Source organism: Enterobacter cloacae complex sp. P14RS, assembly GCF_014895895.1.
Taxonomy (GTDB): domain Bacteria; phylum Pseudomonadota; class Gammaproteobacteria; order Enterobacterales; family Enterobacteriaceae; genus Enterobacter; species Enterobacter bugandensis.
On sequence record NZ_JADBQM010000010.1, the window covers coordinates 19949 to 33104 of the forward strand.

The following is a 13156-nucleotide window of genomic DNA, read 5'->3' on the forward strand; positions in this document are numbered from 1 at the left end:
CTGCGCCTTACCGGGCCTGCGCGTCATCAAGCCTGACGTAAGTTCTGCGCCGCCTTCACCATGTTGGCGAGCGCCGCACGCGTCTCCGGCCAGCCGCGGGTTTTCAGGCCGCAGTCCGGGTTTACCCACAGGCGTTCCGCCGGGATGCGCTGAGCGGCTTTTCTCAGCAGCGCCTCAATCCACTCCACGCTCGGCACGTTCGGGGAGTGAATGTCATACACGCCCGGCCCAATTTCGTTCGGGTAGTCGAACTCTTCAAACGACTCCAGCAGCTCCATGTCTGAACGCGAGGTCTCGATGGTGATCACGTCTGCATCCAGCGCGGCAATCGAATCCATGATGTCGTTAAATTCGCAGTAACACATATGGGTGTGGATCTGGGTATCGTCCTTCGCCACTGCGGCGTTGATGCGGAATGCTTCCACGCCCCACTGCAGGTAAGCATCCCAGTCGCTGCGGCGCAGCGGCAAACCTTCGCGCAGCGCCGGTTCGTCAATCTGGATGATGCCAATCCCCGCCGCCTCCAGATCCGCCACTTCATCGCGCAGCGCCAGCGCGATCTGTTTGGCGATGGTTTCACGGGTCACGTCTTCGCGCGGGAACGACCAGCAGAGAATGGTCACCGGGCCGGTCAGCATGCCTTTTACCGGCTTGTCGGTCAGGGACTGGGCGTACTTCGCCCACTCCACCGTGATCGGTTCCGGGCGGCTGACGTCGCCAATGACCACCGGCGGCTTCACGCAGCGGGAGCCGTAGCTCTGCACCCAGCCGTTCTGGGTAAAGACGAAGCCGTCCAGGTGCTCACCGAAATATTCCACCATGTCGTTACGCTCGGCTTCACCGTGCACCAGCACGTCCAGCCCGAGGCGTTCCTGCTCGATAATCGCCTGCTTGATGTGTTCCGCAATGCCGGTGCGGTAATGATTCGCATCCAGATTGCCCTTTTTGAAGTCCAGACGCAGGCCGCGGATCTCGGTAGTTTGCGGGAATGAACCGATGGTCGTGGTCGGCCACGCGGGAAAATTGAAGCGGGCGCGCTGGGCTTCGGCACGTACCTCGTACGGGCTCTGACGCTGGCTGTCCCCGGCGGTGATGGCCGCCAGACGTTTTTCTACCGCCGGGTTGTGCACGCGAGCCGAGTGACGACGCGCCTGAATCGGTGCGCTCCAGTCGGTAATCGCCTCCGTGTCGCCGCTGTTGAGCGCGTCGCGCAGCAGTGCCAGCTCTTCACATTTTTGCAGGGCGAAGGCAAACCAGCTTTTCACTTCAGGGTCGAGACGGGTCTCCACGCTCAGATCGATCGGACTGTGCAGCAGCGAGCAGGATGATGCCACCCACAGCTCACGTTTGCCGACGATGTCTTTAATTTGGGCGTATTTCTCGGTCAGATCGGCGCGCCAGACGTTACGGCCGTTGACCAGACCGGCGGAGAGCAACCACTCCTCAGGCAGGCGCTTGTGCAGCTCTGCGACATCGTCCTTACCGTGAACCAGGTCAACGTGCAGGCCCTGAACCGGCAGCGCGGTGATAGTGTCGAGGTTCGGCGTCACGCCCTCGAAATAGGTGGTCAGCAGCAGCTTCACCTGTCCGGTGAGCGCGTCATACGCCGGTTTGAAGGCATCGAGCCACTCCTGCGGCAGCTCCAGCACCAGCGCGGGTTCGTCGATTTGCACCCACTGAATGCCGCGCTTGCCCAGCTCAATCAGCACCTGCTTATAGACCGGCAGAATATCGTTCAGCAGGCTGAGGCGGTCAAATTGTTCGCCCTTCACTTTACCCAGCCACAGGTAGGTTACCGGCCCCAGCAATACGGGCTTCACCTGGTGGCCCAGCGCCAGCGCTTCATCCACTTCGTCCAGAAGCTGCGTCCAGGCCAGCGTAAACTGCTGACCTTTGACGAATTCCGGCACCATATAGTGATAGTTGGTGTTAAACCACTTGGTCATTTCCGCCGCTGCCGCTGGCTCACCCGTTGGCGCGCGGCCACGGCCGATGCGGAACAGGGTGTCGATATCCACCGATCCATCTTTGTTCTGATGACGAGCCGGCACGTTGCCCAGCAGCAGGCTGGTCGTCAGAACATGGTCGTACCAGGCGAAATCGCCCACCGGCAGCAGGTCAATGCCCGCCTGTTTTTGCTGATCCCAGTGACGGGCGCGCAGCTCCCGCCCCACCGCCAGGAGTTCTTCACGGGAGGCATTGCCCGCCCAGTAGCTTTCTTGCGCTTTTTTCAGCTCGCGACGCAGGCCAACGCGAGGAAAACCGAGAGTGTGAGTGCGGATTGTCATGGTATGCCCCTTGTCAAATTTGTTATTTAGACGTCCAGATGTTTACACATCTATAATTGGCAGGTACTGTATATTCCTCAAGCGCAAAATGTTCATGGCGGAGTGAAGGACTTTCATGATCGAGATTAAACACCTGAAAACGCTACAAGCGTTGCGGAACTGCGGTTCGCTCGCGGCGGCGGCGGCCACGCTGCACCAGACCCAGTCCGCCCTTTCTCACCAGTTCAGCGATCTGGAACAACGCCTCGGATTTCGTCTTTTTGTGCGTAAGAGCCAGCCTTTGCGCTTTACGCCGCAGGGTGAAATTCTTCTTCAACTGGCGAATCAGGTACTGCCGCAGATCGCCAGCGCGCTGCAGGCGTGTAACGAGCCGCAGCAGACCAAACTGCGGATCGCCATTGAGTGCCACAGCTGTATTCAGTGGCTGACCCCCGCGCTTGAGAACTTCCGCCAGAAGTGGCCGCAGGTGGAGATGGACTTTAAATCCGGCGTGACGTTCGACCCGCAGCCCTCGCTCCAGCAGGGCGAGCTGGATCTGGTGATGACGTCCGACATCCTGCCGCGCAGCGGCCTGCACTATTCGCCGATGTTTGATTTTGAGGTGCGTCTGGTGCTGGCGCCGGACCATCCGCTGGCAGCCAAAACGCGCATCACGCCGGAAGATCTGGCGACAGAAACGCTGCTGATTTACCCGGTTCAGCGCAGCCGCCTGGATATCTGGCGTCACTTCCTGCAGCCGGCAGGCATCAGCCCGCAGCTGAAAAGTGTGGATAACACCCTGCTGCTGATCCAGATGGTGGCGGCCAGCATGGGTATCGCGGCGCTGCCGCACTGGGTGGTGGAGAGCTTTGAACGCCAGGGTCTGGTAGTCACCAAAACCCTGGGAGAAGGACTGTGGAGCCGGCTGTACGCCGCCGTGCGCGATGGCGAGCAGCGTCAGCCGGTTACGGAGGCGTTTATTCGCTCAGCGCGGAACCACGCGTGCGACCATCTTCCGTTTGTGCGGAGCGCGGAGCGACCCAGCGGCGATGGGCCCACAGTGAAGCCAGGATCACCGCCCCCCCAATAAGGAAGCTCGGCCAGTGCGGCTGTTCCTGCCAGATGGCAAGGTTCACCAGCAGCCCCGCCGGGACGTGCACGTTGTTCATGATCCCCAGTGTACCGGCGTCTACCTGCGTAGCGCCGTAGTTCCACATAAAGTACCCCAGCCCCGACGCCACCACGCCCAGCCAGACCAGAACGCTCCACTGCACGGTGGTGGTCGGCAGCTTTTGCGGGTTGCCGAGCATAAACCACGCCGCCACCGCGACGATCGCCGCGCCCATATAGAACCACGCAAACGCGTTGTGCTGCGGCATTGGGCGGGTTTCCATCAGGCGTTTGTAGCCCACCATACCAATGGCAAAGCTGATGTTGGCAAGCTGGACGAACATCAGCCCTGTCCAGAAGTGATCGCTCACTTTGTCGTAGCGAATGATCGCCGCGCCAATAACCGCCAGCGCGGCGCTTAGCAGATATCCCCAGCGCAGACGGCGCCTGCTGAGCAGATCGTAGATCAGCGTGATATAGAGCGGCGTCAGCACGGTAAAGAGCAGGAATTCGGAGACGGACAGGTAGACGTAAGCCCGGAAGCTGAACAGATACATGATGCCAAGCTGCATAGCCCCCACCAGCATGTACAGCAGAATGGTTTTCAGCGATTGCCCGCGCGTGCGCAGGAACGGCAGGAACACCAGCGCCGCCAGCCCCACGCGCATCAGCACCGAGAAGTAACTGTCGACCGAACCGGCAAGGTATTCGCCAATCAGGCTAAAGGAGAAGGCCCACAGGATAGTGGTGATAATGAGTAGCGCCACAATGCTTGTCTCTCAGAAAGAAGGACAGGCATTGTAGCGAACTCTTTAGTTGACAACTGAACGATAAACAACCGAATGAAGATTATTCAAGGAACAGTTTGCGCAGGTATTTCGGTACCGCGTTGTCTGCGTTGGTGCCGATGACCTCCAGCTCCGGATGCAGATCCTTCAGGCGCTGGTGCGCGTTTTCCATGATGCAGCCTTTGCCCGCCATAGAGAGCATCTCGGCGTCGTTCATGCCGTCGCCAAAGGCGATACAGTCTTTAAGCGCGAAGCCCAGACGTTTCGCAACCGCTTCGAGCGCGTGACCTTTAGAAACGCCGCCCGCCATCACTTCCAGACAGGTCAGGGTGGAGAAGCTCACGTTGACGCGATCGCCCCAGCGGGCGTTGATCGCCTGCTCAAGCGGCAGCAGCTCTTCGTGGCTGTCGCAGGTGAAGAACACCTTGCTGATCCCCTCTGGATCCAGCAGGCCCGGCTCATACAGGGAGTAGTTGAATACCGCTTCCTTGAAGAAACGCATTTCATCCGGGCGGTGGCGGTTCATGAACCATTCGTCGTCACGGTATACGTTGGTGACGATAGCCGGATTGTTATGCACCACGCCGAAGAGATCGGCAGCAATATCGCGATCCAGGTTATGGGTGAAGATCAGGTTGCCGTCGGTATCATGCACGCGCGCACCGTTGGAGGTGATCATGTACGACTTGATCTCCAGATTATCGCGGATCTGCCCCACGTCCACGTGGTGGCGGCCGGTAGCGAACACAAAGTTCACGCCACGGGCGGTCAGAAGCTTTAAGGTCTCTTTCGCATAAGGCGACAGGGTGTGGTCGGGGGAAAGCAGCGTGCCATCTAAATCAGATGCAACAACCTGGTACATAGGAAAATTTAACCTCAATAGAAAATCAGTTATGCCGGTCGAAAAACTCGACGATGGCGTTAAGCGCGACTGAGCGCATAGCGTCCTTTTCAAAAAGGATCTCATGGTACGCGCCGTTGATGACCAGCGGTTTACCCCCTTCACAAGGGTGACCGGCGGCAGCGCGCAGTTCACAATAGCGGTCATGCATGCGGTTATCCACCACACGCTCTTCTTCCGCCTGAATCAGAAGCGTCGGCGTGTCATCATCACCTACGCCTGCCAACACCTGCTCACCGGCCAGAATACCCTCACGCACCCAGTGCCAGGTCGGGCCGCCGACGCGCAAGCGCGGTTCATCGGCATAAAAGCGCAGGTTGCGGCGATAGCGCTGCCGACTGTGGGTTAAGACGTTGATGGCGAACGGCAATGCGCGCCAGCGTCCGGTTCCGATGGCATAGCCTTCACGAATGCGCTGATGGCCCTCAGCCCAGTCGAGAAGATGGCGCACCATCCAGTCGGGAAAACGAATGACAATACCGTACATCGGCGCGGTGAGCGCAATGGCGTCGCACTGGTGCTCATACCGCTGCAAAAACAGCGTCGAAATGGCGCCGCCCATGGAGTGCGCAAGGATGTACCGCTTGCGCCAGGGGCCGGGCTGAACTTCCTGCTGCCAGAACGCGGCAAAATCGTCGACATAATCGCTGAAGTGATCCACATGCCCACGGTGCGTATCCGGCAGCATGCGTCCGGACAGCCCCTGCCCACGGTGGTCGATGATCAGCACGTCAAACCCCATGTTGACCAGGTCGTAGGCCAGTTCGGCATATTTAACGTAGCTTTCGATACGCCCGGGGCAGACCACGATCACCCGGTCATTTTTTTCATTGCGGAAGCGAACGAAGCGCACCGGGATACCCCCTACGCCCGTAAACTCGTCTTCCTCACGCTGCCGCCAGAAATCGGTCAGCGGCCCCATTGAGAAAGCAGCAAACGCGTTTTCTCGTGTTTCCCAGTCCTTTTTCTGCTGAAACATTGGGTTTCCACTCACGTAATCCAGGGAATATCGTTTTTTTTCGTCACTGGTCACAAAATGACTCAACAATAGCGTATTGTGGCATAAAAATAGACGGTTCGGGAGCTTCAAATGACCTTCGAGTGGTGGTTCGCCTACCTGCTGACATCAATCATCCTTAGCCTTTCACCCGGCTCTGGCGCCATTAACACTATGACCACCTCCATCAACCACGGCTATCGCGGTGCGGCGGCGTCCATTGCCGGTTTACAGACCGGGCTCGGCATTCATATTGTGCTGGTGGGGATTGGTCTGGGGACGCTGTTCTCTCGTTCGGTGCTGGCCTTTGAGGTACTGAAATGGGCCGGTGCGGCGTATCTGATTTGGCTCGGTATCCAGCAGTGGCGCGCGGCAGGCTCGATTGACCTGAATACGCTCTCCAGGACGCAAACGCGCGGCCACCTGTTTAAGCGCGCGGTGTTCGTGAACCTGACGAACCCGAAAAGCATTGTGTTCCTCGCCGCCCTGTTCCCACAGTTTATCGTGCCACATCAGCCCCAGGTGATGCAGTACGTGGTGCTGGGCGCGACCACCATCATCGTCGATATCATCGTGATGATTGGTTACGCGACGCTGGCGCAGCGGATTGCGGCGTGGATTAAAGGGCCTAAGCAGATGAAGGCCCTGAACAAAGTCTTTGGTTCGCTGTTTATGCTGGTTGGCGCGCTGCTTGCGTCAGCGCGTCACGCTTAGCGAGAAATGATGAGATGAATGCCGAAGCCGGCGAACAGCGCGCCGGCGAAGCCGTCGATCCACTTCGCGATGCGCTGATAGCCGCGGCGCATCGCCGGTAATGCGAACAGGCTGGCAACAATAGTGAACCAGGCGAACGTCTCAACAACGATCAGCAGGAAGATCCCCCAGCGCGCGCCTGCGCCGACGCTGTCACCCACAAACAGCGAGAACACGGAGCCGAAATAGATAATCGCTTTCGGGTTTGCCAGGTTAGTCAGGAGCCCTTTTACAAAGCTGCGGCCGCCCGTTGCCAGCTCTACCTTTGGCTCTTCCGGTTTTTTCTCTTCTTTCTTCAGCGCCCCGCGCAGCATCTGGTAGCCCATCCAGCACAGGTACAGCCCGCCGCCAACCATAATGATGTTATGCAGCCACGCCATCTTCGCCAGGATCAGGTTCAGACCGAGCAGCGCGACCGCCGCCCAGACCATAACGCCCATGGTAATACCGAGCACGCCCATCATCGCTTCTTTGCGGGAGCGGCTGACGGCAGTTTGCGACACGAAGAAAAAGTCTGGTCCAGGGCTCATCAGCGCAACGATGTGCACTAACGCCACGGTGAGAAATAGCATTAACATAATTAGCTCGCGGGGAAATAATTCAGTGAGTCATCATCCTGGCACTTTTTCGCCCGGCTGACTACTCCTCATCATCACCATCGGCGTGAGAGCGGATAAGCGCCATAAACTCTTTACCAAAGCGCTCCAGCTTGCGCGTGCCGACGCCGTTGACGCTGAGCATCTCGCTGGCGCTGAGCGGCATCTGCTCGGCCATCTCAATCAGGGTCGCGTCGTTGAACACCACGTAAGGCGGGATGTTCTCTTCGTCAGCGATAGCTTTACGCAGCTTGCGCAGTTTGGCAAACAGCTTGCGGTCATAGTTACCGCCGTAGGATTTCTGCATCACGCGCGGCTTGAGGGCAACCACGCGCGGCACGGCGAGCTTGAGCTCGACGTCACCGCGCAGCACCGGACGCGCTGCTTCGGTCAACTGTAGCGCGGAGTGCTGGGCAATGTTCTGTGTGGCAAAGCCGAGGTGGATCAGCTGACGAATAATGCTGACCCAGTGCTCGTGGCTCTGATCTTTACCGATGCCGTAAACCGGCAGCTTGTCGTGCCCCATGTCGCGGATACGCTGGTTATTGGCACCGCGCAGTACTTCCACCACGTAGCCCATCCCGAAGCGTTGATTCACGCGGTAAATGGTCGAGAGCGCTTTGCGCGCGTCCATCAGGCCATCGTACTGCTTTGGCGGATCGAGGCAGATATCGCAGTTGCCGCACGGCTCCTGTCGCCCTTCACCAAAGTAGTTGAGCAGCACCAGACGGCGGCAGGTTTGCGCTTCAGCGAAGGCACCCATCGCGTTGAGCTTGTGGCGCTCAATGTCCTGGAGTTGTCCCTGCGGCTTTTCTTCCAGACAGCGGCGCAGCCACGCCATATCGGCCGGATCGTAAAACAGCATCGCTTCCGCAGGCAGGCCGTCACGGCCGGCGCGGCCGGTCTCTTGATAGTAGGATTCGATATTGCGCGGAATGTCGAAATGCACCACAAAGCGCACGTTGGGCTTGTTGATGCCCATCCCGAACGCCACCGTCGCGACGACGATTTGCAGGTCGTCGCGCTGGAATTTCTCCTGCACGTCGGCGCGGATGTGGTTCTCCAGCCCGGCGTGATATGCGGCGGCGCTAAAGCCACGGTTTTGCAGACGCGCGGCGGTGTCTTCCACCTTCGCGCGGCTGTTGCAGTAGATGATGCCGGACTTGCCGCGCTGCTCCTGAACGTAGCGTAAGAGCTGGTCCAACGGCTTGAATTTTTCCATCAGCATGTAGCGGATGTTCGGGCGGTCGAAGCTGCTGACCTGAATATACGGGTCGTTCAGCCCCAGCAGGCGAACAATGTCCAGACGCGTGGTGTCATCCGCCGTGGCGGTCAGAGCCATAAACGGCAGCTCGGGGAAGCGCTGACGCAGCTGGCCGAGGGCAGCGTATTCCGGACGGAAATCGTGTCCCCACTGGGAGATACAGTGCGCTTCATCCACCGCCAGCAGGACCGGGTTCCAGTGCGCGAGATGGTCGAGGAAGTTATCGAGCATCAGGCGCTCTGGCGCGATATACAGCAGGCGGATCTGCCCGGTGCGGCATCCAGCCATCACCTCTTGCTGCTGCTCGCGGGTTTGGGTCGAGTTCAGGCAGGCCGCCGCCACGCCGTTGGCGAGCAGCTGGTCGACCTGGTCTTTCATCAGGGAAATGAGAGGCGATACCACGACCGTCAGGCCGTTAAGCACCAGCGCGGGCACCTGATAACAGAGGGATTTACCGCCGCCGGTCGGCATCACCACCAGGCAATCGCGGCCTTCCAGCACGGTTTCAATGATGGTTTCCTGGCCGGGGCGGAACTGCTGGTAGCCAAAGGTTTCATGCAAAACCTGTTTAGCCAGCGACTCCTGATTCAATACTTCCGCCTGCGCCACGTTAACCCCATTTGCGAAAAATAAAACAGGCGCTATTTTCAGCGCCTGAGAGAGAAACTTCAACGTTTAACGCAAAAACATTCGAGCAGCTTAGAGAATATCGTTCAGCATTACGCCCACGCCAACGCGAGTCTGATTGAAGTTGTAGTCGATCAGCGACTCGCCGTAGCCGCTATACACCTGGGTATAGAGACGCACGTGCTTCGTCACCGGGTAGCTCAGACCGAGCTCCGCACCGCCGTAGCCGGTGTTCCAGTTGTACTGCCCTTTCGCGCTCAGCACGGCATCACCAAGCTGGTAGCCGACCTTGAGCTGGTAGTAGCCCATATATTTGGTGATATCCGGGTTGTCATCGGTGCTGCCGAGCACATACCACGGCTTCACTTCCACCATCCAGTTACCGTTCTGCGCCATCAGGCGCGTATAGGCGCGGTTCCAGCTACGGGAGGTTGGATCGGAACGTCCGTTAGAATCATGGTTAAAGCCCACTTCGACGTCGCGCAGCGTCCAGCCAGCAAATTCATAGTCCGTTGCGAAGCCGAGGAAGAGCTGCGGCTCATAGTTGGTTTCACGGAACGGTGAAGATTCGCCGCTGTTGGAGAGCTGCCACCAGGATTTCTGCGTATAAGACGCGCCGAGCACCGAGTTTGGCCCCAGAATACCGCGCCAGAACGGAAACGCGAGGCTAAGCTGGAACTTCACCTCATCCTTACGCGCATTATCAGACCAGTTATAGGAGCTTATCGCTTCTTTGTTGAGATCGCTGGTTTGGGTATAAATCACGTAGTTCGTGTCATACGGGTAGAGCGTGAACGGATTGTCATGCTCCTGCAGCATATTGGCGATAATGCTGCCCTTAACGGCAGGTTTATCATGGACTTCTTTAATCGTCGCTTCCTGCGCATATGCTGTGAGGGGCAGCGCAACCGCCGCCAGTAACCAGGCCAGATACGTCCGCATCGGTGGTGTTCTCCTGCAAAGAGTAAAATTACCTGAATAGTTATGAGGCGAACATTCTACAGACTTCTGCGATAACTGCTGCATCCTCGTTTCTGAAAGTGGAATTCCTTATTGCTGAAGCATAAAATCAACATTTCATTAACAATAAGGATGTAATGTCTCATGTCAGCCATGCTTACCGCCGAAGAAGTGTTAAAACTCGTGGGCGAGATTTTTGTTTACCATATGCCGTTTAACCGTGCACTGGGTCTTGAGCTGGAGCGTTACGAGAAAGAGTTTGCCCAGCTGAGTTTCAACAACCAGCCGATGATGGTGGGCAACTGGGCGCAAAGTATTCTGCACGGCGGGGTGATTGCCTCCGCGCTGGACGTGGCGGCCGGTCTTGTCTGCGTGGGCAGTACGCTGACGCGCCATGACACCATCAACGAAGATGAACTCCGCCAGCGTCTGGCGCGCATGGGCACCATTGATTTACGCGTCGACTATCTTCGCCCGGGGCGCGGAAACCGCTTTACCTGCACCAGCAGCCTGCTGCGTGCCGGGAACAAAGTTGCCGTTGCCCGCGTTGAGCTGCATAACGAGGAGCAGGTTTATATCGCCAGCGCAACCGCCACTTATATGGTGGGTTGAGGCGGCAAATTCGGGTAAAATTGATTCACTTTTTTGTCACGGATTTTCCCGATGGATGCTAAACAGACGCGGCAGGGCGTTTTACTCGCCCTTGCCGCTTATTTTATTTGGGGTATCGCCCCGGCGTATTTCAAATTTATCGCTTATGTTCCGGCCGACGAGATCCTCACTCACCGCGTCATCTGGTCGTTCTTCTTCATGATCGCGCTGATGAGCATCAGTCGTCAGTGGTCCGGCGTTAAAACGCTGCTACAAACCCCTAAAAAGGTCTTCCTGCTGGCGCTTTCTGCGGTGCTGATTGGCGGCAACTGGCTGCTGTTTATCTGGGCGGTGAATAACCACCACATGCTCGAAGCGAGCCTGGGGTACTTCATTAACCCGCTGGTGAATATCGTGCTGGGGATGATTTTCCTCGGCGAACGCTTCCGCCGGATGCAGTGGGTGGCGGTGATTCTCGCCTTCTGCGGCGTGCTGGTGCAGCTGTGGACGTTTGGCTCGCTGCCGGTTATCGCCCTCGGTCTGGCGTTCAGCTTTGCTTTTTACGGCCTGGTACGTAAGAAAATCGCGGTGGAAGCGCAAACCGGGATGCTGTTTGAAACCCTGTGGCTGCTGCCGGTGGCGGCGATCTATCTGTTCGGTATCGCCGACAGCGCCACCAGCCATATGGGCAGCAACCCGTGGTCGCTGAACCTGATGCTGATGGCGGCGGGCGTAGTGACCACCATTCCGCTGCTGTGCTTCACCGGTGCGGCAACGCGCCTGCGCCTCTCCACGCTGGGCTTCTTCCAGTACATTGGCCCGACGCTGATGTTCCTGCTGGCGGTGGTGTTTTACGGCGAAGTGCCGGGTGCGGATAAGATGGTGACCTTTGCCTTTATCTGGGTGGCGCTGGCGATTTTCGTCGCCGATGCGATTTATACCCAGCGCAGAACCCGCAGAGGAATGTAGGTGTTTTGTAGGGCGGGTAAGCGCAGCGCCACCCGCCAGATTTTACAGCCAGTTCCGACGCTTAAAGTACAGATACGGCGCCAGCCCGGCGAGGATCATAAAGATAATCGCCCCCGGGTAGCCAAAGCTCCACTTCAGCTCCGGCATAAACTCGAAGTTCATCCCGTAGCTGGACGCCACCAGCGTCGGCGGCAGGAACACCACGGACACTACCGAGAAGATCTTGATGATGCGGTTCTGCTCGATGTTGATAAAGCCCATCGCCGCCTGCATCAGGAAGTTCACCTTCTGGAACAGAGATTCGTTGTGCGGCAGCAGAGATTCGATATCGCGTAAGATCTCACGCGCCTGCTCCAGCTGACCGCCCGGCAGACGCGCCTTGCGCACCAGGAAGTTCAGCGCGCGCTGGGTATCCATCAGACACAAACGCACCTTCCAGCCGATATCTTCCAGCTCTGCCAGCGTCGAAAGCGCTTCGTCGTACTCATCCCCCTGATGGCCTTCCATGATCACGCGGCTCAGCTTTTCCAGATCGCTGTAGATGTTTTCAATTTCATCCGCCAGCTGTTCAATTTTAGTCTCGAACAGATCGAGCAGCAGCTCGTAAGCGTTGCCGTCCACCATCGCCTGGCTGCGGGCACGCATGCGGTAGAGACGAAACGCCGGCAGTTCGCGTTCACGCAGAGTAAACAGACGACCGTCGCGAATGGTAAACGCCACGGTGGAGTTGCCCGCGTGATCTTCCGCATCTTCAAAGAAGAAGAAGGAGTGAATATGCAGACCGTCCTCGTCTTCAAAAAAACGCGCGGAGGCTTCGATGTCTTCCAGTTCCGGGCGGGTTGCCAGGCTTTGCCCCAGCTCAGATTGTACGCGAAGGCGTTCATCGTCGTCCGGCTCGACCAGATCCACCCATACGGCATCAATGAGGGGCTGTGACTCTTCGGCTTCAAGCCGAGTCAGTCGGTTATTTTCGAGTTGAAATGCGCTCAACATGACCGGGACTCCCAATGCAAAAAATATCGGACAGTTCGGTGGGCACACAGAAACAAATTGGGTTTCAGACCATTAAACAGCCTGACTCAGCGCGACGGGAATAATGCAGTCGCTGACAACCACTAAGGCCATCAGCATGAGGAGATAGCCTTAGGAGTTGTTCCTGGATGACAGGGAATTGAGCCAGTATCTACTGGGTGTGTCCAAGGCGAATGTCCTCTTAGCGTAATCGTGCGCGCATGTTACGCCAGCAATAACTGTGGCGTCAACACGCAACGGAACGCTGAAGGGCATTAATTGACCTTCACTGTATAAGGCTAGCAGATTATTGCAAAATAAT

At 57.7% G+C, this 13156-nt stretch carries 13 protein-coding genes; 4 read left to right on the forward strand and 9 right to left on the reverse strand.

Features of this window, described 5'->3' with window-relative positions; translation table 11 throughout:
- Positions 1 to 26: 26 nt before the first annotated feature.
- A complete protein-coding gene (metE, locus tag IM295_RS09000; RefSeq protein WP_126300738.1) occupies positions 27 to 2288 on the reverse strand; it encodes a 5-methyltetrahydropteroyltriglutamate--homocysteine S-methyltransferase in 2262 nt (753 codons plus the stop codon).
- Between the two features lie 115 nt (positions 2289 to 2403).
- On the opposite strand from metE, the gene metR reads away from it, so the two are divergent.
- The gene (gene metR / locus IM295_RS09005; RefSeq protein WP_028014783.1) at positions 2404 to 3357 is read left to right on the forward strand and encodes an HTH-type transcriptional regulator MetR; all 954 of its coding nucleotides are present in this window, start codon (positions 2404 to 2406) and stop codon (positions 3355 to 3357) included.
- Here the strand turns inward: metR and IM295_RS09010 are convergent.
- The 3 genes from IM295_RS09010 to pldB form a co-directional block, all read right to left on the reverse strand.
- A complete protein-coding gene (locus IM295_RS09010) occupies positions 3245 to 4144 on the reverse strand; it encodes a carboxylate/amino acid/amine transporter (protein ID WP_126300737.1) in 900 nt (299 codons plus the stop codon). The two genes, metR and IM295_RS09010, sit on opposite strands and share 113 nt — an antisense overlap.
- Positions 4145 to 4226: 82 nt before the next feature.
- Positions 4227 to 5027, reverse strand: coding sequence for a sugar/pyridoxal phosphate phosphatase YigL (gene yigL, locus IM295_RS09015; protein WP_028014784.1), 801 nt, complete (start codon positions 5025 to 5027; stop codon positions 4227 to 4229).
- A gap of 25 nt (positions 5028 to 5052) precedes the next feature.
- Entirely contained in the window at positions 5053 to 6045 is a 993-nt protein-coding gene (pldB, locus tag IM295_RS09020) for a lysophospholipase L2 (protein ID WP_041911835.1), read from the reverse strand.
- Between the two features lie 111 nt (positions 6046 to 6156).
- On the opposite strand from pldB, the gene rhtB reads away from it, so the two are divergent.
- On the forward strand, positions 6157 to 6777 hold the full coding sequence (gene rhtB, locus IM295_RS09025) for a homoserine/homoserine lactone efflux protein (protein ID WP_028014786.1): 621 nt from the start codon (positions 6157 to 6159) through the stop codon (positions 6775 to 6777).
- Here rhtB and rhtC read toward each other — a convergent pair.
- The 3 genes from rhtC to pldA form a co-directional block, all read right to left on the reverse strand.
- Positions 6774 to 7394 carry a threonine export protein RhtC gene (rhtC, locus tag IM295_RS09030; RefSeq protein WP_010426287.1) on the reverse strand — a complete coding sequence of 207 codons (621 nt, stop codon included), beginning with the start codon at positions 7392 to 7394 and terminating at the stop codon, positions 6774 to 6776. The genes rhtB and rhtC overlap by 4 nt on opposite strands.
- Positions 7395 to 7455: 61 nt before the next feature.
- Positions 7456 to 9285 (reverse strand): ATP-dependent DNA helicase RecQ, encoded by a 1830-nt coding sequence (recQ, locus tag IM295_RS09035; RefSeq protein WP_032644788.1) that lies wholly within the window; start codon positions 9283 to 9285, stop codon positions 7456 to 7458.
- A gap of 90 nt (positions 9286 to 9375) precedes the next feature.
- A complete protein-coding gene (gene pldA, locus IM295_RS09040; RefSeq protein WP_028014788.1) occupies positions 9376 to 10245 on the reverse strand; it encodes a phospholipase A in 870 nt (289 codons plus the stop codon).
- 162 nt (positions 10246 to 10407) lie between these two features.
- On the opposite strand from pldA, the gene yigI reads away from it, so the two are divergent.
- Together yigI and rarD are read left to right on the forward strand one after the other, a co-directional pair.
- Positions 10408 to 10875, forward strand: a complete 468-nt coding sequence (gene yigI, locus IM295_RS09045; protein ID WP_028014789.1) for an acyl-CoA thioesterase YigI — start codon at positions 10408 to 10410, stop codon at positions 10873 to 10875.
- A gap of 51 nt (positions 10876 to 10926) precedes the next feature.
- The gene (gene rarD / locus IM295_RS09050) at positions 10927 to 11823 is read left to right on the forward strand and encodes an EamA family transporter RarD (protein WP_048959726.1); all 897 of its coding nucleotides are present in this window, start codon (positions 10927 to 10929) and stop codon (positions 11821 to 11823) included.
- Between the two features lie 42 nt (positions 11824 to 11865).
- Here rarD and corA read toward each other — a convergent pair whose 3' ends face one another.
- Positions 11866 to 12816 carry a magnesium/cobalt transporter CorA gene (gene corA, locus IM295_RS09055; RefSeq protein ID WP_008501540.1) on the reverse strand — a complete coding sequence of 317 codons (951 nt, stop codon included), beginning with the start codon at positions 12814 to 12816 and terminating at the stop codon, positions 11866 to 11868.
- A gap of 150 nt (positions 12817 to 12966) precedes the next feature.
- Entirely contained in the window at positions 12967 to 13023 is a 57-nt protein-coding gene (ysgD, locus tag IM295_RS23065; protein ID WP_212743980.1) for a YsgD/CorL family protein, read from the reverse strand.
- Positions 13024 to 13156 lie beyond the last annotated feature (133 nt).